Origin of the sequence: Solwaraspora sp. WMMA2101 (genome assembly GCF_049179175.1) — a bacterium.
GTDB lineage: Bacteria > Actinomycetota > Actinomycetes > Mycobacteriales > Micromonosporaceae > Micromonospora_E.
The window spans coordinates 1,230,113-1,256,301 of the sequence record NZ_JBMHMA010000006.1 but is presented as its reverse complement, the minus strand read 5'-3'; the positions used below and the strand labels follow the sequence as shown (position 1 = coordinate 1,256,301).

Genomic DNA, 26,189 nt, shown 5'->3' with positions numbered 1-26,189 from the left:
GGTTGTGCCGGTGAGCGAAGATGGTGCGAATGTGACCATGGTGCCGGCGGCTGCCGCCGGCGCAGGCCGGGCGGTCGGGGCACCGGTCCGGGTCGGTGTGCTCGGCGCCCGGGGCCGGATGGGTCTGGAGGTCTGCCGGGCGGTCGACACCGCCGACGGACTCGACCTCGTCGCCACGATCGACCAGGGCGATCCGATCGCCGACGCGGCCGCCGCCGAGGTGGTCGTCGACTTCACCAACCCCGACGCGGTGCTCGACAACCTGCGCTGGTGCATCGACCGGGGCATCCACGTGGTCGTCGGGACCAGCGGGTTCACCGACGCCCGACTTGACGAGGTCCGGTCCTGGCTGACCCGGGCCCCCGAGGTCGGCGTGGTGATCGCCCCCAACTTCGGCATCGGCGCGGTGCTGATGATGCAGTTCGCCGCCAAAGCTGCCCGGTACTTCGAGTCGGTCGAGATCATCGAGCAGCACCACCCGGCGAAGGTCGACGCGCCGAGTGGCACCGCCGGGCACACCGCCCGGGTGATCGCGGCGGCGCGGGCGGCCGCCGGCTCGGGGCCGATGCCGGACGCGACCACCGCCGAGGTGCCGGGTGCCCGGGGCGCGTCGATCGACGGGATCCGGGTGCATTCGGTACGGGCCGCCGGACTGGTCGCCCACCAGGAGGTGCTGTTCGGCACGGCGGGGGAGACCCTGACCATCCGGCACGACTCGTACGACCGGGCGTCGTTCATGCCGGGCGTGCTGCTGGCGGTACGGGAAGTGACGCGTCGCCCCGGGCTGACCGTCGGCCTGGACAGCCTGCTCGACTGAGCCCGCCGACCGTCAGCTCACTCGCCAGCGGGCGGCGGGTCGGCCTGGTCGGGTGTGTCGGCCTGTTCCGGTGCTTCCGGTGGGATCGCCACGTGCAGCCGCAACTGCGGCACCAGCATGTCGGCCACGTCCAGTGCCCGGGTCGCCCCGTCCGGCTCCCAGCCGGCCGAGCCGAGGAACGCGCGGGTCGCCGGATCCCGCTCGTACGCCCACGCGACAGCGGTGTCGAAGCCGTCGCCGCGCCACAGGTCGACGGCGGCGGCGAGCAGCCGGCTGCCGTGCCCGCGTCGCCCCCAGCGCGGCTCGACGAGCAGGTCAGTGACGGCGGCGACCCCGTCGCCGAGCGCCTCGGCCGGCTCCTGCGGGGCCAGGGCCTGCTCGTCGACCGGGCCGGAGGCGGTGAAGCCCACCAGATACGATTGCTCGGCCTGCTCGACGGCGACCAGCACCCGGTGTCGCGGCGACGGCGGGCTGGTGATCGCGGCATCCCACTGCTGCGCCAGCCAGCCCTCGTCCACCTCGTCGAGCACCTGCCGGGGCAGTAGCCGACGGTAGGCGACCCGCCAGGTGGCCAACTGGAGGCGGGCGATCTCACCAGCGTCGCCCGGTCGGGCAGGACGGACATATCCGAGCGCCATGACTGGTCAGCGTACGGACAGGGGGACGGCCATGCCGCAGCGGGCCACCGGGGGTACCGGCCGGCAGGTGGCGATCGTCGTCGCCTGCGTGGTCGTCGTCGCCGGCTTCCTCGCCGTCGCCGCCGAGCGGCACGGCTTCTTCGACCTGAAGGTCTACTACGGCGCGATGCACCACTGGCTGCGCGACGGCGGCGAACTCTACGACCACATGAAGCCGTTCAGCCAGTACGGGTTCACGTACCCGCCGTTCGCCGCGTTCGTGATGTCGCCGATGGCACTGCTGCCGTGGCACCTGGCGATCGTGGTCAGCGTGAAGCTCGCCGTGGTGACCAGCGCGCTGCTGCTGTGGTGGCTGGTGGACCCGATCTCCCGCCGCGAGGGCTGGACCCGCTGGTTCGCCTTCGCGCTCGCTGTCTGCCTGGTGGCCGCGTACGAGCCGATGCGGGAGACGGTCAACTTCGGCCAGGTCAACACGGTGCTGCTGTTCCTGGTCGCGGCCGACCTGCTCTGGTTGGTGGCGGCCGGGTCGCCGGTGCCGCAGCGGTGGCGCTGGCTCGCCGGCGTCGGGGTCGGGCTGGCGACGGCGATCAAACTCACGCCCGGCATCTTCATCGTCTACCTGCTGGTCACCCGCCGCTTCCGGGCCGCGTTCACCGCCGCCGCCACGGCGACCGTGGCGACCCTGTTCGCGGCGGCGTTCGCCCCGGACGCCTCCCGGGAGTTCTGGACGCAGGCGCTGTGGAACACCGACCGGGTCGGTGCGTTGGACTTCGTCTCGAACCAGTCGCTGCGGGGGGTCGTCGCCCGGATCGACCCGCTGCACCCGAGTACGGTCGCCTGGTTGGCGTTGGTGCTGGTGACGGTGCTCTGGTGGGCGTGGCGCTGCCGCCGCGCGGTCGTCGCCGGGGACGAGGCGACCGGGCTGGCGCTGACCGGTGTGGTCGGCTGCCTGGTCAGCCCGGTCACCTGGGTGCACCACCTGGTGTGGCTGCTGCCGGCGCTGATCCTGCTGGTGGACAACGCGCTGGCGGCACCGGCGCGGTCCCGGCGGCGGCGGGCGTTGCTCGGCTTCGCCGTGGCCGGCTACCTGGTGCTGATCAGCCGGTTCGTCTGGATCTGGCGTAATCAGGATGCCGCGGATCTGCTGGGCTTCCTGGGCAGCAACGCCTATGTCTGGATCAGTATCGGGCTGCTGCTGGTGCTGCCGGTGCGGCAGTTGGACCGCTCCGCGACCTGGCCGCAGCCGGCCGCCGGTCGAGGGATCACATCGAGGTGAGGCTGACGCACGTCAAGACGCGCGAAGATGACGTGCGTCAGCCTCACCTCGATGTTGCGCGCGGGTCATCGTGCGGCGGTGTCGGTGCTTGGGCTGGTCGGGTGCGGCTGCCGCCACATCGGCCACAGCGGCGTTCCGTTGTGCGGCAATGCCAGTGGGTGTCGGATGGTGGGCCGGTAGCCGTGGCGCAGGTAGAGGTCGCGGGCGGCAGGGCTGGTCGCGACCAGGTAGCTGGCGATGTCGGCGTTGTCGCAGATCCGGTGGCGGTGCCGCAGCAGGTCGCGAGCTGGAGTAACCGGTCGCAGTGATGGCTGGTGATCCGCCACAGCCGGGCCGTCTGCCGACACCCGGGCCAGGCGCGGCACGTCGTATACCCCGGCCCGCCGCACTCGCACCGCGCCGGCCGGTCTGGTCGGGCCGGCGGTCGTGGTCACCGCCGGCTCCGTCCGTCGGCGGCGGCAAGATGCCGCATCAGCTCGTCGACCCCCGGCGGTACGGGTGTGAGCAGCTGCCGCAGCTGCCGGCGGGCGGTCGACGTGTCCGCGCCGAGGACGTAGCCGCCGAGTCCGGTCGCCAGACAGAGTCGGGCCAACGCGCTGTCGTGCGCGCTGAGGCGGGTGCGGCGGCGTACCCGCATCGTCAACCGCGCCCACGGCCAGGCCGCGACGTTTGTGTCCACCGGCGGGTACGCGGTCTCCCGACGCCACCAGCGGCGGACCGTGCGCGGCCGGACCACCCCGGCGACCGTGAGCCGGTCGGCGACACTGCGGTAGGCGTGCCCGGCGAGCCGGTCGATCCAGGCGGCCGGCGGGTGCGGCGCGTCAGTGTCGATCCAGCGCAGCACCGTCCGCCCCCACGCGTCGACGGCACCCGGCGCGGCCGTACCGGTGACGAGGTTGCCGGTCGCGGCGACCGTGACCGCGCCGACGAAGGCCAGGTCGGCGAGCATCGCGGCGGCCAGCCCCCGCCCGACGGTCCGGTCCGGCGCGCGCAGCGCGCCGGTCACGTCGTCGTGGGCGATCAGGAACAGTTCGTCGGCGAGCCAGCCGGTCGGCGGCAGCGGTACGGCCGGCTCCGCCAGCGCCGCCGGTGCCGCTGCGGGCGTGGTGGTGGACCAGCCGCGGGTGCAGGTGCGGTAGACGGTCACCGGGCGGCCCGCCTCGTCCAGGCCAGGAACCGGGTGAACAGCTCCCCCGGTGTCGCCTCCTCGGGTAGGTCGGCGATCGCCTCCACCATCCGCTCGGCCGCGTACATGCTGCGGGAGATCGGGTCCAGGTTCGCGGTCAATTCGGCGCGGGCGTACTCGCACGGCCAGTCGACCTGTGGCCCGCACCCCGAACAGGACCAGACCGGCCGTACGGGCACGTGCAGCACGTCGTCGCGGCCGGTCACCGGTGCTGCACCCCGGCCTGGTTGCGGTGCCGCCGCCCGCGCGGGCTTGACTGCGGTGGCGGTGGCGTGGTGGTGCCCCAGGTCCGGTCGATCGGGGCGGTGCAGTCCGGGCAGGTCAACGTCTGCCCGCACACCGGACACCACCGGTGCCGACACCGGCACAACACGAACCCACCCACCACGCCAACGAGCAGACCGACCACGGCTGCAAACAAAACCCACAACGCTCCTCCAAAGGCCACTTGATCGATTTGCGTACAGCGGTTTCAGCTGCAGCACGGGCGAGCGCCACGGCGTCAGGTGTGCGAGGTGATTGATCAACGACATGATGGCCCGCCTATGTCAGACCCACACTGGACGATGCCGATCCAAACTTGCAGGGGTAATCTGTCGCCTGGAGGCTGTAGGCAGCGATGGGCGACAGCGGGGAGGCCGCGATGGCACCACAGCCAGGAGATACCGACGAGAGTTACCCGGCCCACTTCGGTCGTGCGCTGCGGGCGCGCCGGATCGGTCGGGGGTGGTCACTTCGCGATCTTGGTGAACGGATACGATTTAATCGCGGCTACATTGGGAAGGTAGAACAAGGCGAGAAGTTTCCTGAACGGCAGTTCGCTGAGCTTGCGGACCGGGAATTGGGCGCTGATGGCTCCCTGGTGGCAGCGTGGAAAGACACGGCCGAGGAGCGAAAAAAGGATCTGGCGACCGGACGGATGCTGACCGCCTCAACCAGAGACTCGCTGAAGATGATCGCTTCCGTGGAAGAGTCCATGGATCTGGCCGATCTCGAACGAGCCACGACCCGGCTTTCGATTGCCTACCTCGGCACCGCGCCGGCGCCGATGCTGCGTTCCGCTGTGGAGCTACGGAGTGACGTCCTGCGCCGCCTACGAAGCCGCCAGTACCGGCCGAATGAACTGGCCGACCTGTATCAGATAGCTGGCCGCCTTCAAGGCATTCTCGCATACTCTGCTCTCGACCTCGGAGAGTCGGCGGTAGCCATGACACATGCGGATGCAGCGATGATCTGCGCCGAGAATTCGGGCGATCGCGAGCTTCGGGCCTGGGTGCGGGGAACCCAGAGTCTCATAGCCAGATTCGATGACGACTACAGTCGAGCTCTCGCGTCCGTCACCGACGGGCTCGCGCACTCCACCGCCAGCGCGAGTAGGTTGCGCCTGCTGTGCGGGTACGCCCAGTGCAAGGCGAACCTTGGGGACTCAGCCGGCAGCAACCGAGCCCTCGACCAGGTGCAACACGAGCGGGAGAAGTTGATCCCGAGGGCATCGGAACGCGGAATTTTCGGCTTCAGTGAAGCCAAGCAGCACTATTATGCCGGCAGTAGCCTGATCTGGCTGGATGAAGCTTCCGATGCAGATCGGGCAGTCCGGGAAGCTTCTGAGGCAATTCGGCTTTGGGAGAATGGATCTGAGGAGAATCGATCGTTGGACGACGAAGCACTGGCGCGCGTTTATCAGGGAACCGCCTACCTGAAGGTCGGCAAGCTGGATGAGGCTGCGGCCGCCGTTCGCCCGGTGCTCGATCTTCCGCCGGAGCGCCGCATCTCGTGGATTCACAAACGTATCGGGCGCATGGTCGACATACTCGGGAACAAGCGATTCGCCGGCACCCGGAAGGCCGATCAGTTGCGGGCTGAGATCCGTGCCTTCGCTGAAGCCGGGTAACATTCGATGATGGCAGGCGATCCTTCATCGGGGGGCGGCTTTCCGATCGCCGGTCAGCCGGCCAGGGCGAGGATCCGGTCGCCGGTGATCCGGGCCAGGTAGCGCAGCTCGTCGAGCCCGACCGGGGTCTGCCCCGGTGACCGGGGCACCTGGTAGACGCTGCGGTGCCCGTCGGGGCGCAGCCCGGCCGACTCGTAGAAGCGCCGGCCACGCTGGTTGCCGTCGAGCACCCACAGCCGCATGGCCCGCCAGCCCTGGCCGGTCAGCCCGGCGATCGAGGCGGCGAGCAGGGTGCGGCCGATCCCGGTGCCCCAGCGGGTCGGGTCGACGTACATGCTGACGATCTCGCCGTACGTCGGGTCGACGTTGTCCCGGTCCTGGTCGATCCGGTACGGGCCGTAGGTGCTGAACCCGACGATCTGTCCGCCGTCGGTGGCGACCAGGGTGCGGAACGGCTGCTCCGGGTCGGCGGTGCCGACGTCGCGGCGGCGTTGGGCCCAGGCGGCGACGTTGAGGCGGTCGAGGACGTCGGCGGGGACCAGTCCGGCGTAGCCGGCCTGCCACGCGCGGACGTGGACGGCTGCGATGGCCTCGGCGTCGTCCGGGGTCTCCTGCCTGACTTCTGGCATATGGGCTTTCTATCCTGATTCGCCCCGGACGTCCAGCAGCGCTGTCGGGTGTCGCCTCCGGGTGGCCGGTGCCGTCGGCCGTAGGGACCAGGCCGTCGCCGGTGCCGGTCGGGTCACGGCAGCACCGCCCGGATGATCACGATGGCGACGAAGACCACGATGAAGGACAGGTCGATGGCGGCCCCGCCGACCCGTACCGGCGGCAGCACCCGGCGGACCGGGGCCAGGACCGGCTCGGTCAGCGTGTGCAACGCGACGGTCGCCCGGGAGCGCAGCGAGTCGCGGGCGCTCGGCCCGGCCAGCACCGTGCTCCAGTCGAGGATCGCGCGGCCGATGAGCAGCAGTTGGAAGATCAGCAGCAGCAGGCTCAGCAGAGCGAACAGGGGACCCATCGGGGCAGACCTCCAGTGCCAGGCGGTGAGCGTTCCACTATGCCTGGCGATGGTGTGGAGTAGCTGTGATTCACCGCAGGGCGAACGGACTCCGATCAGCCGGAGCGCTGTCCACCATGATCAGTTGACGCGGATCCGGCCGACACGCCGGTGTCGTTCGGGTTTTACGACAACTGATCTTCGGACGTGGCGGCCGGACGACACCGGCGCCCGGCCAACGTGTCGTACCGGGGCGGTAGCTTGCGTGACGATGCCCGCACCAGACAGTCTCTCACTCGCCCAGGCCCGCCGGATCGCGCTGGCCGCCCAGGGCTTCGCCGACCCCGTGCCGACCGGCGTGCCGACCCGTCGGCACCTGCGTCGGGTGCTCGACCGGGTCGGGCTGATCCAGATCGACTCGGTCAACGTCCTGCAACGCGCCCACTACCTGCCGCTGTACAGCCGGCTCGGTCCGTACCCGACCGACCTGCTGGACCGGGCGGCCGGGCACGCGCCCCGGGAGCTGTTCGAGTACTGGGGTCATGAGGCGTCGTTGATCCCGGTCGACCTGCAGCCGGCGCTGCGTTGGCGGATGGCCCGCGCCCGCGACGACGCCTGGGGCGGGGTCCGACGGATCGCCGTCGAGCAGCCCGAGCTGGTCGCCCGGGTGCTCGACGAGGTACGCGCCCGAGGTCCGGTCACCGCCGCCCAGCTGGAGCAGGACACCGTCCGTCCCACCGGCAACTGGGGGTGGAACTGGTCGGCGGTCAAGACCGCCCTCGAGTACCTCTTCTGGGCCGGCGAGATCACCTCCGCCGGGCGGACCAGCACCTTCGCGCGGCGCTACGACGTACCGCAGCGGGTGCTGCCGCCCCGGGTCCTCGCCGCGCCGACGCCGACCCCGGCCGAGGCGCACCGGCAGCTGGTCGAGATCGCCGCCCGCTGCCTCGGGGTGGCCGCCGAGCCGGAGCTGCGGGACTACTTCCGGCTGTCGGCGGCTGCGGTCCGGCCGGTCGTGGCCGACCTCGTCGCCGACGGCATCCTGCGCCCGGTCCGGGTGCAGGGCTGGTCGCAGACCGCCTACCTGCACCATCAGACCCGACTACCGCGCTGGATCCGGGCCGCCACGCTGCTCAGCCCGTTCGACCCGGTGGTCTGGGAGCGGGCCCGCACCGAGCGGCTGTTCGGGCTGCGGTACCGCATCGAGATCTACGTACCGGCCGCGCAGCGGGTGCACGGCTACTACGTACTGCCGTTTCTCGACGGCGACCGGCTCACCGCCCTGGTTGACCTCAAGGCGGACCGGCCGGCCGGGGTGCTGCGGGTGCCGGCCGCCTGGCCGGTGCCCGGTGCCACCACCGACCCGCAGCAGACCGCGGCGGCCCTGGCCGACGAGCTGGTCCGGCTGGCCGGCTGGCTCGGCCTGTCGCAGGTCGCCGCACCGGTCGGCGGCGACCTGGCCGGACCGTTGTCCCGGGCGCTGACTGCCGCCGGTGCGCGTGGCACGGTCGGTGTACCGTGAGATCTTCCGGTGGTGCAGGAGGAGGGGCGATGGCGGGTCAGGACGGCACGGCCGCGAGCGCAGCCGCCGTCGACGAGCAGCCGACGCCGCCGTCGACCGGCCCGACGCCGTCGACCGACCCGACCCCGCCCGGGTACGCCGACCCACACGGGCACCATGCACCGCCACCCCACGCCCACCCGCACGGGTACGCCCAGCCGTACCCGGACGGCTACGGCTACCCGCCGCAGCCGCAGCCGGACCGGCTGACCCGCTGGGTCAACAACGTCTGGGCGCGGTCGCCCCGCTGGCTGGCCCCGCTGGCGGTGCTCGGCTGCATCGGAGCCGCCGCCGGCTACACGGTGCTCACCGACCCGGCCACCAGCACCGCCGAGGCCGCCCCGACCTGCCTGCTGAAGCTGACCACCGGGCTGGACTGCCCCGGCTGCGGCGGCACCCGGGCGGTCTGGTACCTGCTCAACGGCGACCTGGGTGCGGCCGCCCGGCACCACGTCCTGCTGGTCTTCGCGATCCCGTTCCTGCTCTACGTCTACGTCGCCTGGGCCGGCCAGCACATGGGTCGGTGGCGGCTGCCGCAGCTGGCGATGACCCCGAAGGTGATCGGCTGGTTCCTCGGCGCGTGGCTGGCCTTCTCGGTGCTGCGTAACCTGCCGTGGCCGCCGTTCACCTGGTTCTACGTCTGACTGCCCGTGTTGCTCGTGGCGCGGGCCGACAACTAGAGTCCGAGAAATGCCGGAAATCGTGTCACCCCAGGTCACGCTGATCGCCTGGACCCACTTCGAGCCGCCCGCCGATGTCGACTGGTCCACCGACGCCGACGGTGGCCAGGCGTTGGCCGAGTTCGCCGGCCGGGCCTGCTACCAGTCGTGGCGCAAACCCAACCCGGCGACCGCCACCAACGCCGGCTACCTGCGGCACATCCTGGACAGCGGCCACCTGTCGGTCCTGGAGCACGGCAGCGTCACGTTCTACCTGACCGGGATCTCCCGTTCGTTGACCCACGAGCTGATCCGGCACCGGCACTTCTCCTACTCCCAGCTGTCCCAGCGGTACGTGCCCGAGCGCGACGCGGCCATGGTCGAGCCGGCGGTCATCGCCGAGGATCCACAGCTGCACCAGCAGTTCGTCGCCGCCGCGCAGGCGAGTGTGCGGGCCTACACCGAGCTGCTGGAGGGTCTGGAGAAGCGGTTCGCCGACGAACCCAACCCGACGCTGCGCCGCAAACAGGCCCGGCAGGCGGCGCGGGCGGTGCTGCCGAACGCCACCGAAACCCGGATCGTGGTCACCGGCAACTACCGGGCCTGGCGGCACTTCATCGGGATGCGGGCCACCGAGCACGCCGACGTGGAGATCCGCGAGCTGGCGGTGGAGTGCCTGCGACAGTTGCAACGGGTCGCGCCGAGCGTCTTCGCCGACTTCGAGATCAGCCAGTTGCCGGACGGCAGCGAGGTCGCCGCCAGCCCGTACACCCGGCAGGGGGAGTAGGCCGTCCGCCCGTACCGCCAGGCCTGAAATCGCGGTGCGGCCGTCCGATAGGTTGTCCGTATGACGCAGCACCACCTAGCCGGTCCCGGGGCGGGGAGGCCGACCCCGTTCGGGCGGCTCCTGACCGCCATGGTCACCCCGATGAACGACGACGGCTCGCTCGACTTCGACGGCGCGGCGCGACTGGCCAGCTACCTGGTCGACGAGCAGGCCAACGACGCGCTGGTGATCAGCGGCACCACCGGCGAGTCGCCGACCACCACCGACGCGGAGAAGGAGCAACTGCTCCGGGTCGTCGTCGACGCCGTCGGGGACCGGGCCAAGGTGGTGGCCGGCGTCGGCACCAACGACACCCGGCACACCGTCGAGTTGGCGGTCGCCGCCGAGAAGGCCGGCGCGCACGGGCTGCTGGTGGTCACGCCGTACTACAACAAGCCGCCGCAGGCCGGGGTGGTCCGGCATTTCACCGAGGTCGCCGACGCGACCGGGCTGCCGGTGATGGCGTACGACATTCCGCACCGCGCCGGGATCGCGATCGCCACCGAGACCCTGGTACGCCTGGCCGAGCACGAGCGGATCGTCGCGGTCAAGGACGCCAAGGGCGATCTGGTCGCCACCTCCTGGGTGACCAGCCGCACCGACCTGGCGTTCTACTGCGGTGACGACCCGCTGACCCTGCCGATGCTGGCGATCGGCGGCGTCGGGCTGGTCGGCACCTCGACGCACCTGACCGGCGCGTTGACCAAGCAGATGATCGAGGCGTACGTCGCTGGCGACCGGGCCGCCGCGCTGGCGCTGCACCACCGGCTGCTGCCGCTGTTCACCGGGATCTTCCGCAGTCCCGGCACCATCCTGGTCAAGGCGGCGTTGGCGACGCTGGACCTGCCCGCCGGCACGGTCCGTTCGCCGCTGGTCGAGGCCACCGACACCGAGCTGGACCAGTTGCGCGCCGACTGCGCCGCGGCCGGACTGGAGCTGCCGTGAGTCAGGCACACGTCGACATGGATCTGCCGCCGCAGCTGCCGCCGGGCGGGTTGCGGGTCATCCCGTTGGGTGGGCTCGGTGCCATCGGGCGCAACATGACGGTCTTCGAGTTCGACGGCAAGCTGCTGATCGTCGACTGCGGGGTGCTCTTCCCGGACGTCGAGCAGCCCGGCGTCGATCTGATCCTGCCGGATTTCGCCCCGATCCTGGACCGGCTCGCCGACGTGCAGGCGATCGTGCTGACCCACGGTCACGAGGACCACATCGGCGCGGTGCCGTACCTGCTCGCCCACAAGCCGGACATCCCCCTGGTCGGGTCGCAGTTCACCCTGGCGCTGGTCGAGGCGAAGCTGGCCGAGCGGCGCATCGAGCCGTACACGTTGACCGTCCGGGAGGGCCAGCGGGAACGGATCGGGCCGTTCGAGTGCGAGTTCTTCGCGGTCAACCACTCCATCCCGGACGCGCTGGCGGTGGCCATCCGGACCCCGGCCGGGCTGGTGCTGCACACCGGTGACTTCAAGATGGACCAGTTGCCGCTGGACGGGCGGATCACCGACCTGGCCGGGTTCGCCCGGCTCGGCGCCGAAGGCGTGGACCTGCTGCTGTCGGACTCCACCAACGCCGAGATCCCCGGCTTCGTCACCCCGGAACGCGACATCGGGCCGGTGCTGGACTCGATCTTCGGTAAGGCCAAGGGCCGGATCATCGTGGCGAGCTTCGCCTCCCACGTGCACCGGGTGCAGCAGGTGCTGGACTCGGCGTACGAGTACGACCGCAAGGTCGCGCTGATCGGCCGGTCGATGGTGCGCAACATGGGCATCGCCCGTGATCTCGGTCTGCTGCGGATTCCGGCCGGCCTGGTGGTCGGGCTGGACGAGGCGACGGCGTTGCCGCCGGACCGGATCGTGCTGATGTCCACCGGGTCGCAGGGCGAGCCGATGAGTGCGCTGGGCCGGATGGCCACCGGCGACCACCGGCACATCACCGTGGCGCCGGGGGACACCGTGGTGCTGGCCAGTTCGCTGGTGCCGGGCAACGAGACGTCGGTCTATCGGGTGATCAACCAGTTGTCCCGGGCCGGGGCGACCGTGATCCACAAGGACGTGGCGAAGGTGCACGTCTCCGGGCACGCGCCAGCGGGGGAGCTGCTGTACCTGCTCAACGTGGTGCGGCCGAGCAACCTGCTGCCGGTGCACGGTGAGTGGCGGCACCTGCGGGCGCATGCCCGGCTCGGCATCGAGTCCGGCCTGGACCCGGAGCGGGTGGTGCTCTGCGAGGACGGCGACGTGGTCGACCTGGTCGACGGGCACGCCACCCTGGTCGGGCACGTCAAGAGCCGGTACGTCTACGTGGACGGTCTCGCCGTCGGCGATGTCGGTGAGTCGTTGCTGACCGAACGCCGGATCCTCGGCGACGGTGGGTTCATCGCCGCGACCGTGGTGGTCGACTCGGTCACCGGCAAGGTCGTCGGCGGCCCCACCGTGTCGGCGAAGGGGTTCTCCGAGGACCCGGAGGCGTTCAACGCGGTGGTTCCGCTGATCACGGAGGCGCTGGGGCGGGCCGCCGCTGACGGCATCACCGACCCGCACCAGCTGCAGCAGGTGGTCCGCCGGATCGTCGGACGCTGGGTCAACGACGCGTACCGCCGTCGGCCGATGATCGTGCCGACCGTGGTGGAGGTCTGACGGACAGCTGGGGATGAAGACGCCCTGACGGGTCGCCGGGGCTGACCCGGCGACCTGTTGGCGGCATACTGGACCGACAGTTACCTACCGTGGTCCGGAAGGCCTGGCGTGCGTGACGATCCCGGTCCCGGCGAGTCCCCGGCGGCGGCGCGGCGTCGGCTCCGGTTGGCGTTGCGCCGCGCGCGGGAAGCGGCCGGCTTCACCCAGGGCAAGGTGGCCGACACGCTGGACTGGTCGGTGTCCAAGGTCAACCGGATCGAGAAGGGCGACGTCACGGTCTCGTCGACGGACCTGCGGGCGTTGCTGGCGCTCTACGGCGTCGTCGACCCCGACCGGGCCGAGCGGATGCTGCGCGACGCCCGCACGTCCCGGCGCCGTGGTTGGTGGGACGAGCCCCGCTACCGCGAGCACCTGACCCCGGCCATGCTGCAGTTGTTGCAGTTGGAGAGCGACGCCAGCGCCATCCGGGTGTTTCAGCCGACGCTCATCCCCGGCATGTTGCAGACCCGGGAGTACGGCGAGTTCGTGCTCAACTTCTGGCGTAGCGAGCTGCCGGAGGCGGACCGGGTGCTGCGGTTGGAGGCCCGGCTGCGTCGTCGCGAGCACGTGTTGGACCGCCCCGACCCGCCGGAGTTCCATCTGGTGCTCGACGAGTCGGTGCTGTGGCGCACCATCGGCGGCCCCCAGGTGATGGCCCGGCAGTTCGCCCACCTGCTGCAGCAGATGCGCGCACCGCACGTCCGGGTGCGGGTCGCACCGTTCGCCGACGCCGCGATCATGGCGATGCTGGCCCCGTTCACCTTGCTGGACTTCGGCGACGAGGACAACGCGCTGCTCTACCGCGAAGGAATCCTGATCGACGAGATCGTCCACGCGGCGCAGCGGATCGACCGGCACCGGGGCTACTTCGCCCATCTGTGGGCTGCGGCCCACGACGAGGCGACGTCGGCCCGGTTGATCGCCGAACGGGCGGCGGCGCTGGGCGACGGCGAGCCGGTGGTGCGCGACTGAGGCCCAGCCTTGCGGCCCGGACGGTTGACGCGTCCGGCCGGCCGACCGGACCGACTCTGGGTGGATCAGCCATCGGTCGGGCAGCTTGGCCGGCATAATTCCCGAAAAATAGGTGTAAATCGTGAAAGGGGATTGCGATGTTGCGTGCCGACCAGGGCTGGCGACGAAGCAGCCGGTGTGACACCAACGCCTGCGTGGAGGTGGCGGCGACGGAGACCGGTGGCGCGGCGCTGCGGGACTCGGCCGACCCGGCCAGCCCGGAACTGGGCTTCGGGCCCCACCAGTGGCGATCGTTCCTGCGGGGGATCTGCCAGGGGCAGCTCACCGGCCGGTGACAGCGCCGACCGGTAGGGATCGGGTGGAGGCCGATCCCTACCGGTGCGGCCGTCACAGTCAACGCGGCACCGGCCCGCCCGGTTCACCCGACCCGCTGTGAAATTTCGCATCGTCGAGGATTGATCCATCGACGGATGTGCTCCGTACCACCGCGCGGCGCCAGAAAGTCCGGCGCCCGCGGCGGAAGGAGACAGCGATGCGACGCCGACGGGTGATCACCGCAGGAGTCACCGTGGCCGCAGTGGGCCTGCTCGCCGCAGTGACGGTGCCGGCGCTGGCCGGTGACGACCGTACCGACCAGCCGGCCACCGACCGGGCCGGCGCCGGGCAGCCGGCCGCCACCGAAATCGTCACCGCTCTCGGACGCGACCTCGGCGTCAGCACGGCCGACGCCCGGACCCGGCTGGCCACCGAGCGGTGGGCCGGTCGCACCGTGGCCACCCTGCGCGCTGACCTCGGCGACGCGTACGGCGGCGCCTGGATCACCGCCGACGGCACCGACCTCGTCGTCGCCGTCACCGACCCCGACCTGGCCGCCCGGGTCGACGCCAGCGGCGCCCGGGCGCAGCTCGTGCCGCGCAGCCAACGACAGCTCGACGCGGTCAAACGCCAGCTCGACGCCGACGCCGGGTCGGCCAACCCCGACCTGGCCGGCTGGTACGTCGACGTCGCCGACAACACCGTCGTGCTGCTCGCCCGACCCGGTGCGCAGGCCGCCGCCCGTGACTTCGCCGCCACCGCCGGGGTGCCCGTCGACGCGCTGCGCGTCGACGTCTCCGACGAGACCCCGGTGCCGCTGTTCGACGTGCGCGGCGGCGACCCGTACTTCATCGGTGCCGGCGGGCGCTGCTCGGTCGGCTTCTCCGTCGTCGGCGGCTTCGTCACCGCCGGCCACTGCGGCCGGCCCGGCGACACCACCACCGGGTTCAACCAGCAGGCGCAGGGGGTGTTCCAGGCGTCGTCGTTCCCCGGCGACGACTGGGCCTTCGTCGCGGTCAACGGCGACTGGACCCCGCAGCCGGTGATCAACGACTTCAACGGCGGCACCCTGCCGGTCGCCGGTGCCACCGAAGCACCGGTCGGTGCCAGCATCTGCCGGTCCGGATCGACCACCGGCACCCGCTGCGGCGTGATCCAGGCCCGCAACGTCACGGTCAACTACCCGGAAGGCGCCGTCACCGGGCTGACCCGGACCGACGTCTGCGCCGAGCCGGGCGACTCCGGCGGTGCCTGGCTCTCCGGCGACCAGGCGCAGGGCGTCACCTCCGGTGGCTCCGGCAACTGCCAGATCGGTGGCGTGACCTTCTTCCAGCCGCTGGCCGAGATCCTCGAGGTCAACAACCTGACTCTGGTCACCACCACCGACGCCGACACCCCGCCGGGCGGCGGACCCGCCGTGCCGACCGTGGCACCGACCCCGCCGGGCGACGGTTCGTCGCAGGGGTGCACCGGGCACGAGGTGGTCCGCCGGGGCGAGCTCGACGCCGTCGGCGACCGGCAGGTACAGCCCGACGGCCGGTCCTTCCGGGCCGGTGCCGGGCGGCACAGCGCCTGCCTGCAGGCGCCGGACGGGGCCCGGTACGACCTCGCCCTGCAGCGCTTCACCGCAGCCGGCTGGCGCACCGTCGCCCGGGGCGATGCCGACGGCACCGTGACCGAGCTGAGTTTCTCCGGACCCGCCGGGTCGTACCGGTACCGGGTCGGGTCCGACCAGGGCGTGGGTGGCTACCTCCTCGGGTTTTCGGTGAACTGACCGCCACCCGCCGTGCCGTCCCCGGGGACCGCCCTCCCCGGGGACGGCGCACCACCCTGGTCGATCTGAGTACGCGTACCCTCCCGGCCGCCCGGTGCCGTTCGTAGCCTGGCAGTCGGGGAGGTTCCGCCATGGGCTACCAGCTGTTGACCACCGTCATCCTGATCCTGCACTTCGGCTTCCTGGCCTACCTGGCCGTCGGCGGCTTCCTGGCCTGGCGGTGGCCGCGCACCATCTGGCTGCACCTGTGCGCCGCCGGCTGGGGGGTGCTGGTGGTCGCCGCCAACCTGAGCTGTCCGCTGACGGTGGCCGAGCACTGGTCGCGCCGGCGGGCCGGACAGGTCGGCTTCGACGAAGGGTTCGTCGACCGCTACCTGTCCGGCGTGATCTACCCCGAGCGGTACGCCTGGCTGGCCCAGCTGGTGCTGGCCGCCGCCGTGGCGGTCAGCTGGGCCGGGGCGGTCAGGGCAGCTCGGCGACGGCGTCGGCGAAGCCTGCTCCGGTCAGGATCGCCGCGTTGACCAGTACGGCGAGCTGCGCGCCGCTGACGCCGTGCTCCAGGTCGGTGCTGACGTCGCCGGCCAGGATCAGCTCACCCTCACCGGTGTCGTGCACGTAGACCTTCGGCAGCAGCCGGTCGTGGTTCCATGCGTTGCAGAACTGGTACGCCTCGGCCAGCCGGCCGGCCGGCAGCCGCCGTTCCGCGATGATCCGGGTGTGCAGGATCTCCCGCTGCTCACCGAGGCGTTCGAAGTGGATCACCGCCCGGCCCCACTTGCCGCCGACCACACCGTCGTCGTCGACGAAGTACCGGTCGCCGCGTTCGTTGAGCGCCGCGGTGATGCCCTCCAACGTCAACGGTGCGACCACGTCCGGGGTGCCTTCGGCGGGCACCGCCTCGGCGACGTACCCGGATCTGGCCGGCTGGTCGGCGGGCAGCTCGACGCCGTCGGTGAGCGGTTCGGCGGCCAGCCAGTCGGCGATCCGCCGGGACTGGTGGTCGGTGCCGTTGCGGGCGTCGAACCGGCCGGCCAGCTCGGTGGCGGCCTCGGTCAGTAGCGCGCCGAGCTCGTCGACGGTCAGTTCTGCGGCCGGTCGCTGGCCGTGCTCGGGCCGGTGCACCGTGCGGGCACCGGATCCGGCGGTGCCGGCCAGCCGGCAGATCAGGGCACCGGCGGCGGCGAACTCCATCGCCGACGCGTCGTCGTAGGGCCGGTCGAACCACTCCAGGTGCTCGGTGAGGATCGCCAGACCCCGCTCGTGGTGGCCGGTCAACGCGCAGAACCGCAGATGGTCGGCGAGGTACGGGAAGGCGTCCCGTTCGTGGCGGTGCCGCCGGTAGGCGCGTACGTGCGCCTGGGCCGCCTCGGCGTACCGGCCCAGACGCAGGTACGGCATGATCACCGCGACCAGGGCCTTCTCCGGCTGTTCGGTGCAGCCCAGCGCACCGCTGAGCACCGGTTCGACGACCGCGATCGCCTGCTCCCATTCGCCCCAGTCGGCCAGCAGTTCGGCCTGCCGCGACGGATCGCAGCCGGCGCAGTCGCTGTTGACGTCGCGGGGCGCGGTGCGCCACCGGTCCAGCCACTGCCGGGCCTGCTCGGTGTCACCGACGTGGTCGGCGATCCGGCAGCGCAGGTTGTAGACCGCCTGCAGGCTCTGCCCGTCACGGGTGAACCGGCGCTCCAGATCGTCCAGCGCCGCCTGGGTCTGCGCCAGGCCGACCTGCGGCGTGCTGCGCAACGTGGCGACCGCCCACTTGTGGTACCAGCGCAGCAGCTCGGCGTCCCACCCCTCGAACAGCTCCGGGTGCTCGTCGAAGGTGCGCAGGCACCAGCCGAACGCCGGCAGCATCCGCCACCGTTCGGTGTGGTTGTTGTACGTGTCGATCAACGCCATCCGGGTGTCGAATCCGATCCGGGTCTGCCCGGCCGCGTCGGCGTGCGCGGCGATGCGTTCCAGCTCGGCGATCTTGCCGTCGCCGTCGGGCAGGTCGGTCGCCTCGTCCAGTGCCTGGATCAGCTCCTCGGGGCTCACGGGGTCTCCTCGGCGGGGGTGCCCGGCCCGGTCGCCGGGTCGGTGAAGGCCCGGTCCAGCAGGGCCAGGAAGGAACGGTTCAGCGCGGCGCTGTCGACGGCACGCAACGGGTGATGCCCGGCCAGCAGCGCCTGACCGTAGAGCGCTTCGACGGCGTGCCGCAGGGCCGGGGACTGCGGTACGGCGGCCAACCGGCGGATCAGCGGATGCCGCCAGTTGAACACCAGCTCCGGGCGGTGGTCGACGTCGACGTCGGCGAACGCCGACAGCACCTCGGACCAGAGTTCGTCGGAGCCTTCCCGGCCACGTCGGATGCTGTCCTGCTCCTGGGCGGCCCGGCCGACGACGTAGAGAGCGGGCACGGTCACCGGGTCGAACTGCCGCAACTGCGGTACGCAGTCCAGGTCGGCCAGTACGGAGTGGGCGGTCGCCAGGAAGTCGGCGGCGGCGGCCAACTGCCCGGGGGAGAGGGTCTCCAGACGGGCGGCGAGCTCACCCGGGTCGAGCCGACGGGTGCGTACCGCCGGGTCCAGCCGGGGCAGCCGGTGCAGGATCTCGGCGTCGTAGGCGTAGCCGGCGTTGACGATCGGGGTACCGGCGGCGGAGGCGATGGCAGCGAGCGAGCGGAACTCGTCGACCGTCTCCACGTACCGGATCATCGCCAGGTGCTGGCGGAAGGCCCGCAGCGGCATCAGGCCCCGGCTGGTCTCGAACGGCAGCCAGGAGTCGACCAGCCGCAGCATGTCGTCGTCGCGCACGGCGAGCGCCTTGACGCCGAGGTGGTGCACCCGCAGGAACGCGGCCAGGCGTTGCGGGTGGTGCACCGGCAGTTGCAGCAACCAGTCGCGTACCTGCTCGCCGAGGCTTTCCCGGACGGTGCCCAGCAGGTCGTCCTCGTAGAGCGCCTCGCGGCTGGCGGTCGGTCGCAGGACGGCGGTGTCGACCACGCAGCGGATGAAGAATGCCCACTCCGGCAGCAGTTTGCCGGCGTTGTCGCTGAGCAGCATCCGTTTCAGGTAGACCCGGTGCCCGCCCTGGCCGACGGTGGCCGCCGACGGCAGGACGAACCCGACCCCGACCAGGCCGGCCTCCGGCACCCGCAGGTCGATCACGTCCATCGGCCGCGCGCCGAGCAATGTGGTGCCGTAGTCGAGCAGCGCGTCGCGGCGGGCCTGCGGGTCGTCGTACGGACGCTCCCACGGTGCCTGCGGCTCGGTCAGCCGCACCGCTCCGGCACCGGCCGTGGCCCCGTCGTCGGGCGCGACCCCGTCGTCGGGCGCGGCGAACCACACCGGTACGTCGAGCAGGTGTGCGTAGCCGCTGACCAGCTCGCGGACCTGGCCGGCGGCGAGCCAGTGCTCGGCACCGGCGCGCGGGCGCAGCGTGACGGTGGTGCCGACCTCGGCGCGCGCGTCGGGGTCGACCTCGGTGGTGTAGCGCCCGTCGGCGTACCCGGTCCACCGCACCGCCGCCGTGCCCCGCACCGACCGGGTGACCACTTCGACGGCGTCGGCGACCATGAAACAGGACAGCAGGCCGATGCCGAACTGGCCGAGGAAGTCCTGCCGGGCGAAGCCCAGCTCGTCGCGTTTGGAGGTCCGTCCGACGCTGGCCAGGAAGGAGTGCACCTCGGGCTCGGTGAGGCCGATGCCGTCGTCGTGGACCCGCAGCCCGCCGTCGGCGGTCGGTTCGATGCGTACCGATCCACCCGACCAGTCCGGGTCGACGTCGCGGCGGGCGGTGATCGCGTCGGTGGCGTTCTGCACCAGTTCCCGGGCGAAGACCCGGGGGCTGGCGTACAGGTGGTGGCTGAGCAGGTCGACGATGCCGCGCAGGTCGACCTGGAATCGGTTCTCCATGTCGGTCAGGTCGCCAGCTCGGCGGCGGCCTCGGCGACCTGGCATCCGGTGGAGATCCCGCAGCTGACCAGGTGGTCGAGTTGGGCCGGGGTGACGCCGCGCTCCAGATCGGTGATCAGCTCACCGCAGACCCGTGCGGTGCCGTCGTCGTCGACGTGGACGAAGGTCTTCGGCCACAGCCGGTCGTGGTTCCACTCGTTGCAGAACGCGTACAGCGCCGGCACGTCGTCCACGGAGAACGCCGTCGCCGCGATGGTCCGCACCCGCAGCACCTCACCGTGCGGGCCGAGGCGGGAGAAGTAGATGACGTTGTCGTTCCATCGGCCGACCAGGTCACCGTCGGGGTCGGTCTGGAACCGGTACTCCCGGGCCTGCAGCGTCTCGGCGATGAACTCGGTGGTCAGTGGCCGCAGCACCTGCATCTCGCCGCCACCGACGGGCGCGTCCGGCAGGTCGTCTGGGTCCGGCGGGGACATGGGGGTTCCTCTCGGTACGGCAGGGTCGTCGCGGTGGCGGGGTTGTCGCGGTGGCGGGGGCCGTCGCGGTCGCGGGGCGTGGTGGGGCCGCCGACCGCATCGGGCGGGCACCCGATGGACGGCGGCACCGACCGGCAATGGTGGCACAGGGCACCGACCGGCAATGGTGGCACAGCCGTGCAGCAGCGTGTGCCCGGGACACGGCCCGGAAAAGCGAGGTTCGGTGCGCGGCCGGGTTACGGTGTGACTCTATGGCGGGCCGTTCCTCTCAGCCGAGTCGACGCCGTGGTGGGTCGACGACCCGTGGCGCCTCGACCTCGCGCGCCCGCACGCCGGCGCGCAAGCGCCCGGTCGCTCGTAAGCGGCCGGCCCGGACGTCGCCGGCGGTGCTGGTCGGTCGGGCGGTCGGCACCACCTGGATGGGGCTCGCGCACGGCGTGGGGTGGGCGGTGCGGGCCGCCGGTCGGCGGGCGGCCACCGCCCGCGACCTGGGGCCGGAGCACCGTCGCGACGGTGCCGGGCTGTTCCTGCTGGGTCTGGCCATCCTCACCTCGATGGCGGTCTGGTTCGGCGCGGCCGGGCCGTTCGGTACGCGGATCGCCGACTCGCTGCGGCTGTTCGTCGGCGCGATCGCGGTCGCGGTGCCGCTGCTGCTGCTGATCGGCGCGGTCCGGCTGATGCGCGACCCGCCGGAGGAGCCGGAGCCCCGGGGTCGGGGGTTCGTCGGCTGGTCGGCGATGTTCGTCGGCACCGCGGGCCTGCTGCACATCGGCCAGAGCCCCGACGGTGACCTGCAGCGCGACTACGCCGGCGGGCTGATCGGGCTCGGGGTCGGCGAGGTGCTGGCGCGTACGGTCAGCTACTGGGTCGGCGTACCGTTGTTGATCCTGTTGTTGATCTTCGGACTGCTGGTGGTCACCGCCACCCCGATCAACAAGATTCCCGAACGGCTGGGTCTGCTCGCCGGCGTGGTCGCCGGCCGGGAGCCGCCGGCCGGGCCGGATGCCGACGACGACGATGCCGACGATCCGGGGCCGGCCCGTGGTCGGCAGCGCCCGCCGCGCCGCCGGCCGGCCGGCCCGCCCGCCGACGCGACGGCGGCCGCCACCACCGGTGACGATCCGGCAGACCTGCCGGATCTGCAGGAGACGGTGGAGCTGCCGCGTCGGCCACCGGCCAAGGTGCCGACCACCCGTAAGCCGGCCGAGCCACCCGAGCATTCGCCGCTGCCGACCCGGGCCGAACAGTTGGCGATCACCGGGCTGTCCGGCGACTACACGCTGCCACCGCCGAAGCTGCTGCGCACCGGCTCGCCGGCGAAGACCCGCAGCAAGGCCAACGACGAGGTGATCGCGGCGCTGCAGGGGGTGTTCGAACAGTTCGACGTCGACGCCGCGGTGACCGGGTTCACCCGTGGTCCGACCGTCACCCGCTACGAGGTCGAACTGGGCCACGGCGTGAAGGTCGAGCGGATCACCCAGCTGTCGCGCAACATCGCGTACGCGGTCAAGTCGCCGGACGTGCGGATCCTCAGCCCGATCCCGGGCAAGAGCGCGGTCGGTGTGGAGATCCCCAACACCGACCGGGAGGATGTCGCGCTCGGTGACGTGCTGCGCTCGCGGGCCGCCGGTGCCGACCACCATCCGATGCTGGTCGCGCTCGGCAAGGACATCGAGGGCGGCTATGTGGTGGCCAACCTGGCGAAGATGCCGCACATCCTGATCGCCGGCGCGACGGGGGCCGGCAAGTCGTCGTGCCTGAACTCGCTGCTGATCTCGATCCTGACCCGGGCCACCCCGGACGAGGTCCGGCTGCTGCTGATCGACCCGAAGCGGGTCGAGATGACCGGCTACGAAGGGATCCCGCACCTGGTCACGCCGATCGTCACCAACCCGAAGAAGGCGGCCGAGTCGCTGGAGTGGGTGGTGCGCGAGATGGACATGCGCTACGACGATCTGGCGGCCAACGGCGTACGGCACATCGACGACTACAACCGCAAGGTGCGCGCCGGGGAGGTCAGCGCGCCGCCGGGCAGCGAGCGCGAGATCCGGCCGTACCCGTACCTGCTGGTGATCGTCGACGAGCTGGCGGACCTGATGATGGTCGCGCCGCGCGACGTGGAGGACTCGGTCGTCCGGATCACCCAGCTCGCCCGGGCCGCCGGGATCCACCTGGTGCTGGCCACCCAACGGCCGTCGGTGGACGTGGTGACCGGCCTGATCAAGGCGAACGTGCCGTCCCGGCTGGCCTTCGCCACGTCGTCGTTGTCCGACTCGCGGGTCATCCTGGACCAGCCGGGTGCGGAGAAGCTGATCGGCCGGGGCGACGGGTTGTTCCTGCCGATGGGTGCGTCGAAGCCGCTGCGGATCCAGGGTGCCTGGGTCAGCGAGAAGGAGATCGACGACGTCGTCACCTTCTGCAAGAAACAACGGGAGCCGGAGTTCCGCCCGGACGTGCTCACCGCCGCCCAGGAGAGCAAGAAGAAGATCGACGAGGACATCGGTGACGACCTCGACCTGCTGGTGCAGGCGGTCGAGCTGGTGGTGACCTCGCAGTTCGGCTCGACTTCGATGCTGCAGCGCAAGTTGCGGGTCGGCTTCGCCAAGGCGGGCCGGCTGATGGACCTGATGGAGTCCCGGGGCATCGTCGGCCCGTCCGAGGGCTCCAAGGCCCGCGACGTGCTGGTCAAACCGGACGAGTTGGAGGAGGCGCTGGCCGGATTGCGCGGCGTCGGGGCGAGCTGACCGCAGCACTGCTGGCGACGGCTGCCGTCCTGACGGCGAATCGCCGATGAACCGGTGCCGCCGCCAGGAGACCGCGTGCCCCTGGCCCGGTACCCTCGTCAGGTGTCTGCGTTTGCCCCGACCCCCGCCCCATCGCCCGGCCGGCGAGTCGCCCTGCTCACCCTGGGCTGCGCCCGCAACGAGGTCGACTCGGAGGAGTTGGCGGCACGGTTGGACGCCGACGGCTGGCAGGTGACCACCGATGCCGACGGTGCCGACGTCGTGCTCGTCAACACCTGCGGCTTCGTCGAGAAGGCCAAGCAGGATTCCGTACAGACCCTGCTCGACGCCGCCGACACCGGGGCCCGGGTGGTGGCCGCCGGCTGCATGGCCGAGCGGTACGGTCGGGAGCTGTCCGAGCACCTGCCGGAGGCGCAGGCGGTCCTCAGCTTCGACGACTATCCCGACATCTCCCGGCGGCTCGACGCGGTGCTGGCCGGGGAGCAGTTGCCCGCGCACACCCCACGGGACCGTCGCAAACTGCTGCCGTTGACCCCGGTGGCCCGCCAGCAGTCCGCCGTCGTCGTGCCCGGCCACTCCGTGGTCGACGAGCGGACCCCGGCGCACCTGCGGGCGGTGCTGCGCCGGCGGCTCGACACCGGCCCGGTCGCCTCACTGAAGCTCGCCAGCGGCTGTGACCGTCGCTGTGCGTTCTGCGCCATTCCGGCGTTCCGGGGGGCGTTCGTCTCGCGGACCCCCGACGAACTGCTCGCCGAGGCGCACTGGCTGGCCGGCACCGGCGTGCGGGAACTGGTCCTGGTCAGCGAGAACTCGACCTCGTACGGCAAGGACCTGGGTGACCCACGGCTGCTGGAGAAACTGCTGCCCCAGCTGGCCGCGGTCGACGGCATCGTCCGGGTCCGGGTCAGCTACCTGCAGCCGGCGGAGACCCGCCCGGGCCTGATCGAGGCCATCGCCACCACCCCGGGCGTCGCACCGTACTTCGACCTGTCCTTCCAGCACGCCAGTGAGCCGGTACTGCGCCGGATGCGCCGGTTCGGCTCGACCGGGCGGTTCCTGGACCTGCTGGACTCCGCCCGGGCGTTGGCCCCGCAGGCGGGTGCCCGGAGCAACTTCATCGTCGGTTTCCCGGGGGAGAACCGGGCCGACGTCGAGGAGCTGGTCCGGTTCCTGTCAGCTGCCCGGCTGGACGCGATCGGCGTCTTCGACTACAGCGACGAGGACGGCACCGAGGCCGCCGACCTGCCCGGCAAGGTCCGCGCGGCGACGGTCAAGCGCCGGTACGACCGGATCAGCGCGTTGGCCGACGAACTGTGCGCCCAGCGGGCCGAGGACCGGTTGGGCAGCACCGTGGAGGTGCTGGTCGACTCCGTCGACGACGGGGTCGTCGAGGGCCGCGCCGCTCACCAGGCACCCGAGGTGGACGGCTCCACGACTCTCGTCGCGGCACCGTCCGGCACCACCCCGTCGGTGGAGCTGGCCGGGCTGCGGGCCGGCGACCTGGTGCGCGCCACGGTCACCGGTACCGAAGGGGTGGACCTGACCGCGGTGCCGGTCGCGGTGGTCTCGTCGACGGCGGGTAGCCGGCCGCTGTCGGCCGTGGCCGGGTGAGCCGGTGACCGAGCCGAGCGCCTCCGCCGGGGCCCGCCCGACCGTGCCGGCGGTACCGGTGGTCAACGCGGCGAACGCCCTCACCGGGCTGCGGATGGTGCTGGTACCGGTGTTCGTGCTGTTCGTGGTCGTCTCCGGGATGACCCATCCGGGCTGGCGGGTCGCCGCGTGCCTGACCTTCCTGGTCGCGTCGGCGACCGACCTGGTCGACGGCTGGATCGCCCGCCGGTACGGCCTGGTGACCTCGTTCGGCAAGGTGGCCGACCCGATCGCGGACAAGGCGCTGACCGGCACCGCGCTGGTGCTGCTCTCCTGGTACGACCTGCTGCCGTGGTGGGTGACGGCGCTGGTACTCATCCGTGAGCTGGGCATCACCCTGATCCGCTTCTGGGTGCTGCGGCACGGGGTGATCGCGGCGAGCCGGGGCGGCAAGGCGAAGACCGCGCTGCAGATCACGGCGATCGCGTGGTACCTGCTGCCGCTGCCGGGGCTGCTCGCCGCCGTCGGCCCGTGGATCATGGGTGCAGCGCTGTTGATCACCGTGGCGACCGGCCTTGACTACGTGGTACGGGCGGTGCGACTGCGGCGACCGACGCCGCTCGGGGGCGGCGGATGAGTCTGCCCGGCGGTGACGCCCCGGCCGGTTCGGATCCCGGCGGTGACGCCCCGGCCGGCACCGATCTCGGAGTCGGCCGGCCGGTGACCGGGAGCCCGGCGGCGGCGGTGGTGCACGCGCTGGCGGATCGGGCGCAGACCCTGGCGGTGGTCGAGTCGTTGACCGGCGGGCTGCTGGCCGCCGCGCTGGTCGACGTCGCGGGGGCCAGTACGGTCTTCCGCGGTGGTCTGATCGTCTACGCCACCGAGCTGAAGGCGACCCTGGCCGGGGTGTCTGCGGAGCTGCTCACACAGCGTGGGCCGGTCGACCCGGACGTCGCGGTGGCGCTGGCCGAGGGTGGCCGGACCCGCTGCGGCGCGGACTGGGCGCTGGCCACCACCGGCGTGGCCGGGCCGCAGTCACAGGGCGGCAAACCGGTCGGGCGGGTCTACGTCGCGCTGGCCGGGCCGACCGCGCCGCAGGTCCGTCGGCTGGACCTCGGTGGCGGACGCGAGGCCGTCCGGGCCGCGACGGTCACCGCCGCACTGCGGTTGCTGGCCAATCAGCTCACCGACCCGTGACCTCTTTTTCGGCCGTGGACGTCATTCGTGGCCCGGGGTGGGGTGTCGATCGGTGGCCTACCGGATAAGGTTGCGGGAAGCCTCCGGCACTCGCCGGCCGGTCCCGATCAGGGGGAGGTGCGATGGTCCTGCTACGCCGCGTCATCGGTGACGCACTGCGCGCCCGCCGGCAGGGTCAACGCCGGACCCTGCGGGAGGTCTCCACCGCGGCCAACGTCAGTCTCGGCTATCTCTCCGAGATCGAGCGCGGGCAGAAGGAAGCGTCCAGCGAACTGCTCGCCGCCATATGTGACGCCCTGGGTGCCAGACTCTCCGAGGTCCTGCGCGACGTCAGCCACACCGTCGCCGACGCCGAGCAGCGCCATGGTGTCCTGGTGGCCGTTCCCGAGCAGTCCGGTCAACCGTTGCGGCCACATCCCGAGCACCCGGCCGGCGAGGTCGCTGTCGAGGACGGCCTGACCGTCTCGGTGCGCAGCGACTCGCCGTTGAAGGCCACCCTGCGTACGACCCGGCGGGTGCCAGCCGGCAGTGGTCGCGACCGCGACGTCGTCTGCGCGGCGTGACCAGGCCGGTCCGGTCGACGCCGGCCCGTCGGCGACGGGTCACGACGACTGCCGGCCGGCCCGCGTACCGTGCCCGCACGACCCCTTCGGTTGGCCAGGACTGGATCCGGCGCACTAGGGTTGATCCTCTACCGGCGTA

General features: G+C 71.8%; 26 protein-coding genes. 17 read left to right on the top strand and 9 right to left on the bottom strand.

All coding sequences use genetic code 11. The features are described from left to right. Positions 1-37: 37 nt before the first annotated feature. On the top strand, positions 38-817 hold the full coding sequence (gene dapB / locus ACN28F_RS06260) for a 4-hydroxy-tetrahydrodipicolinate reductase (RefSeq protein ID WP_421361286.1): 780 nt from the start codon (positions 38-40) through the stop codon (positions 815-817). Between the two features lie 17 nt (positions 818-834). On the opposite strand, the gene ACN28F_RS06255 is transcribed toward dapB, so the two are convergent. Then, the gene (locus tag ACN28F_RS06255) at positions 835-1,455 is read right to left on the bottom strand and encodes a GNAT family N-acetyltransferase (protein ID WP_289207128.1); all 621 of its coding nucleotides are present in this window, start codon (positions 1,453-1,455) and stop codon (positions 835-837) included. A gap of 31 nt (positions 1,456-1,486) precedes the next feature. Here ACN28F_RS06255 and ACN28F_RS06250 point away from each other — a divergent pair, with 31 nt between their 5' ends. Beyond that, positions 1,487-2,731, top strand: a complete 1,245-nt coding sequence (locus tag ACN28F_RS06250; protein ID WP_289207127.1) for a glycosyltransferase 87 family protein — start codon at positions 1,487-1,489, stop codon at positions 2,729-2,731. A gap of 65 nt (positions 2,732-2,796) precedes the next feature. On the opposite strand, the gene ACN28F_RS06245 is transcribed toward ACN28F_RS06250, so the two are convergent. The 3 genes from ACN28F_RS06245 to ACN28F_RS06235 are packed head-to-tail and all read right to left on the bottom strand — an operon-like array spanning position 2,797 to position 4,255. Then, complete coding sequence (locus ACN28F_RS06245) at positions 2,797-3,165, bottom strand: hypothetical protein (RefSeq protein WP_289207126.1); 369 nt, start codon at positions 3,163-3,165, stop codon at positions 2,797-2,799. After that, positions 3,162-3,878: a GOLPH3/VPS74 family protein gene (locus ACN28F_RS06240; RefSeq protein WP_289207125.1), complete on the bottom strand. Its 717-nt coding sequence runs from the start codon at positions 3,876-3,878 to the stop codon at positions 3,162-3,164. The genes ACN28F_RS06245 and ACN28F_RS06240 overlap by 4 nt, the downstream gene beginning before the upstream one ends. Further along, positions 3,875-4,255 (bottom strand): hypothetical protein, encoded by a 381-nt coding sequence (locus tag ACN28F_RS06235; RefSeq protein WP_421357204.1) that lies wholly within the window; start codon positions 4,253-4,255, stop codon positions 3,875-3,877. Before ACN28F_RS06235 ends, ACN28F_RS06240 begins: the two co-directional genes overlap by 4 nt. Positions 4,256-4,560: 305 nt before the next feature. Between ACN28F_RS06235 and ACN28F_RS06230 the strand changes: the two genes are divergently transcribed. Then, a complete protein-coding gene (locus ACN28F_RS06230; RefSeq protein WP_289207123.1) occupies positions 4,561-5,808 on the top strand; it encodes a helix-turn-helix domain-containing protein in 1,248 nt (415 codons plus the stop codon). 53 nt (positions 5,809-5,861) lie between these two features. On the opposite strand, the gene ACN28F_RS06225 is transcribed toward ACN28F_RS06230, so the two are convergent. Beyond that, on the bottom strand, positions 5,862-6,437 hold the full coding sequence (locus ACN28F_RS06225) for a GNAT family N-acetyltransferase (RefSeq protein ID WP_289207122.1): 576 nt from the start codon (positions 6,435-6,437) through the stop codon (positions 5,862-5,864). A gap of 113 nt (positions 6,438-6,550) precedes the next feature. Continuing rightward, on the bottom strand, positions 6,551-6,829 hold the full coding sequence (locus ACN28F_RS06220) for a YggT family protein (protein ID WP_282226295.1): 279 nt from the start codon (positions 6,827-6,829) through the stop codon (positions 6,551-6,553). Between the two features lie 250 nt (positions 6,830-7,079). Here ACN28F_RS06220 and ACN28F_RS06215 point away from each other — a divergent pair, with 250 nt between their 5' ends. The 9 genes from ACN28F_RS06215 to ACN28F_RS06175 all read left to right on the top strand — a co-directional run bounded on the left by ACN28F_RS06215 (position 7,080) and on the right by ACN28F_RS06175 (position 16,105). Next, complete coding sequence (locus ACN28F_RS06215) at positions 7,080-8,330, top strand: winged helix-turn-helix domain-containing protein (RefSeq protein WP_421357203.1); 1,251 nt, start codon at positions 7,080-7,082, stop codon at positions 8,328-8,330. 29 nt (positions 8,331-8,359) lie between these two features. Continuing rightward, complete coding sequence (locus ACN28F_RS06210; RefSeq protein WP_289207120.1) at positions 8,360-9,013, top strand: DUF2752 domain-containing protein; 654 nt, start codon at positions 8,360-8,362, stop codon at positions 9,011-9,013. Between the two features lie 46 nt (positions 9,014-9,059). After that, on the top strand, positions 9,060-9,815 hold the full coding sequence (thyX, locus tag ACN28F_RS06205; protein WP_289207119.1) for an FAD-dependent thymidylate synthase: 756 nt from the start codon (positions 9,060-9,062) through the stop codon (positions 9,813-9,815). A gap of 60 nt (positions 9,816-9,875) precedes the next feature. After that, on the top strand, positions 9,876-10,799 hold the full coding sequence (gene dapA, locus ACN28F_RS06200; protein ID WP_289207118.1) for a 4-hydroxy-tetrahydrodipicolinate synthase: 924 nt from the start codon (positions 9,876-9,878) through the stop codon (positions 10,797-10,799). Between the two features lie 17 nt (positions 10,800-10,816). Next, the gene (locus ACN28F_RS06195; RefSeq protein WP_421361284.1) at positions 10,817-12,484 is read left to right on the top strand and encodes a ribonuclease J; all 1,668 of its coding nucleotides are present in this window, start codon (positions 10,817-10,819) and stop codon (positions 12,482-12,484) included. A gap of 108 nt (positions 12,485-12,592) precedes the next feature. After that, complete coding sequence (locus ACN28F_RS06190) at positions 12,593-13,495, top strand: helix-turn-helix domain-containing protein (protein ID WP_421357202.1); 903 nt, start codon at positions 12,593-12,595, stop codon at positions 13,493-13,495. 137 nt (positions 13,496-13,632) lie between these two features. Beyond that, a complete protein-coding gene (locus ACN28F_RS06185) occupies positions 13,633-13,830 on the top strand; it encodes a DUF397 domain-containing protein (protein ID WP_289207115.1) in 198 nt (65 codons plus the stop codon). Between the two features lie 197 nt (positions 13,831-14,027). Next, positions 14,028-15,584 carry a S1 family peptidase gene (locus ACN28F_RS06180; RefSeq protein ID WP_421357200.1) on the top strand — a complete coding sequence of 519 codons (1,557 nt, stop codon included), beginning with the start codon at positions 14,028-14,030 and terminating at the stop codon, positions 15,582-15,584. Between the two features lie 131 nt (positions 15,585-15,715). Then, a complete protein-coding gene (locus ACN28F_RS06175; RefSeq protein WP_421357199.1) occupies positions 15,716-16,105 on the top strand; it encodes a DUF2784 domain-containing protein in 390 nt (129 codons plus the stop codon). Here ACN28F_RS06175 and ACN28F_RS06170 read toward each other — a convergent pair. The 3 genes from ACN28F_RS06170 to ACN28F_RS06160 are packed head-to-tail and all read right to left on the bottom strand — an operon-like array spanning position 16,047 to position 19,956. Next, a complete protein-coding gene (locus ACN28F_RS06170) occupies positions 16,047-17,621 on the bottom strand; it encodes a YbjN domain-containing protein (protein WP_421357198.1) in 1,575 nt (524 codons plus the stop codon). The genes ACN28F_RS06175 and ACN28F_RS06170 overlap by 59 nt on opposite strands. After that, positions 17,618-19,480, bottom strand: coding sequence for an HSP90 family protein (locus tag ACN28F_RS06165; RefSeq protein ID WP_289207111.1), 1,863 nt, complete (start codon positions 19,478-19,480; stop codon positions 17,618-17,620). Before ACN28F_RS06165 ends, ACN28F_RS06170 begins: the two co-directional genes overlap by 4 nt. Positions 19,481-19,485: 5 nt before the next feature. Next, positions 19,486-19,956, bottom strand: a complete 471-nt coding sequence (locus ACN28F_RS06160) for a YbjN domain-containing protein (protein WP_289207110.1) — start codon at positions 19,954-19,956, stop codon at positions 19,486-19,488. A 251-nt stretch (positions 19,957-20,207) separates the two neighbouring features. On the opposite strand from ACN28F_RS06160, the gene ACN28F_RS06155 reads away from it, so the two are divergent. The 5 genes from ACN28F_RS06155 (at position 20,208) to ACN28F_RS06135 (ending at position 26,050) form a co-directional block, all read left to right on the top strand. Beyond that, positions 20,208-22,700, top strand: coding sequence for an FtsK/SpoIIIE family DNA translocase (locus ACN28F_RS06155; protein WP_289207109.1), 2,493 nt, complete (start codon positions 20,208-20,210; stop codon positions 22,698-22,700). A gap of 102 nt (positions 22,701-22,802) precedes the next feature. Beyond that, a complete protein-coding gene (rimO, locus tag ACN28F_RS06150) occupies positions 22,803-24,311 on the top strand; it encodes a 30S ribosomal protein S12 methylthiotransferase RimO (protein ID WP_289207108.1) in 1,509 nt (502 codons plus the stop codon). 4 nt (positions 24,312-24,315) lie between these two features. Then, positions 24,316-24,927, top strand: a complete 612-nt coding sequence (gene pgsA / locus ACN28F_RS06145; RefSeq protein WP_289207107.1) for a CDP-diacylglycerol--glycerol-3-phosphate 3-phosphatidyltransferase — start codon at positions 24,316-24,318, stop codon at positions 24,925-24,927. After that, positions 24,924-25,487: a CinA family protein gene (locus ACN28F_RS06140; protein ID WP_289207106.1), complete on the top strand. Its 564-nt coding sequence runs from the start codon at positions 24,924-24,926 to the stop codon at positions 25,485-25,487. Before pgsA ends, ACN28F_RS06140 begins: the two co-directional genes overlap by 4 nt. A 122-nt stretch (positions 25,488-25,609) precedes the next feature. Then, the gene (locus ACN28F_RS06135; protein ID WP_289207105.1) at positions 25,610-26,050 is read left to right on the top strand and encodes a helix-turn-helix domain-containing protein; all 441 of its coding nucleotides are present in this window, start codon (positions 25,610-25,612) and stop codon (positions 26,048-26,050) included. The last annotated feature ends 139 nt before the right edge of the window (positions 26,051-26,189 follow it).

Bases quoted from the DNA above. Each gene is read 5' to 3' on its own strand.
- dapB (WP_421361286.1), top strand. From the start codon at position 38: ATGGTGCCGGCGGCTGCCGCCGGCGCAGGCCGGGCGGTCGGGGCACCG.
- ACN28F_RS06255 (WP_289207128.1), bottom strand. From the start codon at position 1,455: ATGGCGCTCGGATATGTCCGTCCTGCCCGACCGGGCGACGCTGGTGAG.
- ACN28F_RS06250 (WP_289207127.1), top strand. From the start codon at position 1,487: ATGCCGCAGCGGGCCACCGGGGGTACCGGCCGGCAGGTGGCGATCGTC.
- ACN28F_RS06230 (WP_289207123.1), top strand. From the start codon at position 4,561: ATGGCACCACAGCCAGGAGATACCGACGAGAGTTACCCGGCCCACTTC.
- ACN28F_RS06225 (WP_289207122.1), bottom strand. From the start codon at position 6,437: ATGCCAGAAGTCAGGCAGGAGACCCCGGACGACGCCGAGGCCATCGCA.
- ACN28F_RS06220 (WP_282226295.1), bottom strand. From the start codon at position 6,829: ATGGGTCCCCTGTTCGCTCTGCTGAGCCTGCTGCTGCTGATCTTCCAA.
- ACN28F_RS06215 (WP_421357203.1), top strand. From the start codon at position 7,080: ATGCCCGCACCAGACAGTCTCTCACTCGCCCAGGCCCGCCGGATCGCG.
- ACN28F_RS06210 (WP_289207120.1), top strand. From the start codon at position 8,360: ATGGCGGGTCAGGACGGCACGGCCGCGAGCGCAGCCGCCGTCGACGAG.
- thyX (WP_289207119.1), top strand. From the start codon at position 9,060: ATGCCGGAAATCGTGTCACCCCAGGTCACGCTGATCGCCTGGACCCAC.
- dapA (WP_289207118.1), top strand. From the start codon at position 9,876: ATGACGCAGCACCACCTAGCCGGTCCCGGGGCGGGGAGGCCGACCCCG.
- ACN28F_RS06195 (WP_421361284.1), top strand. From the start codon at position 10,817: ATGGATCTGCCGCCGCAGCTGCCGCCGGGCGGGTTGCGGGTCATCCCG.
- ACN28F_RS06185 (WP_289207115.1), top strand. From the start codon at position 13,633: ATGTTGCGTGCCGACCAGGGCTGGCGACGAAGCAGCCGGTGTGACACC.
- ACN28F_RS06180 (WP_421357200.1), top strand. From the start codon at position 14,028: ATGCGACGCCGACGGGTGATCACCGCAGGAGTCACCGTGGCCGCAGTG.
- ACN28F_RS06175 (WP_421357199.1), top strand. From the start codon at position 15,716: ATGGGCTACCAGCTGTTGACCACCGTCATCCTGATCCTGCACTTCGGC.
- ACN28F_RS06165 (WP_289207111.1), bottom strand. From the start codon at position 19,480: ATGGAGAACCGATTCCAGGTCGACCTGCGCGGCATCGTCGACCTGCTC.
- ACN28F_RS06160 (WP_289207110.1), bottom strand. From the start codon at position 19,956: ATGTCCCCGCCGGACCCAGACGACCTGCCGGACGCGCCCGTCGGTGGC.
- ACN28F_RS06155 (WP_289207109.1), top strand. From the start codon at position 20,208: ATGGCGGGCCGTTCCTCTCAGCCGAGTCGACGCCGTGGTGGGTCGACG.
- ACN28F_RS06140 (WP_289207106.1), top strand. From the start codon at position 24,924: ATGAGTCTGCCCGGCGGTGACGCCCCGGCCGGTTCGGATCCCGGCGGT.
- ACN28F_RS06135 (WP_289207105.1), top strand. From the start codon at position 25,610: ATGGTCCTGCTACGCCGCGTCATCGGTGACGCACTGCGCGCCCGCCGG.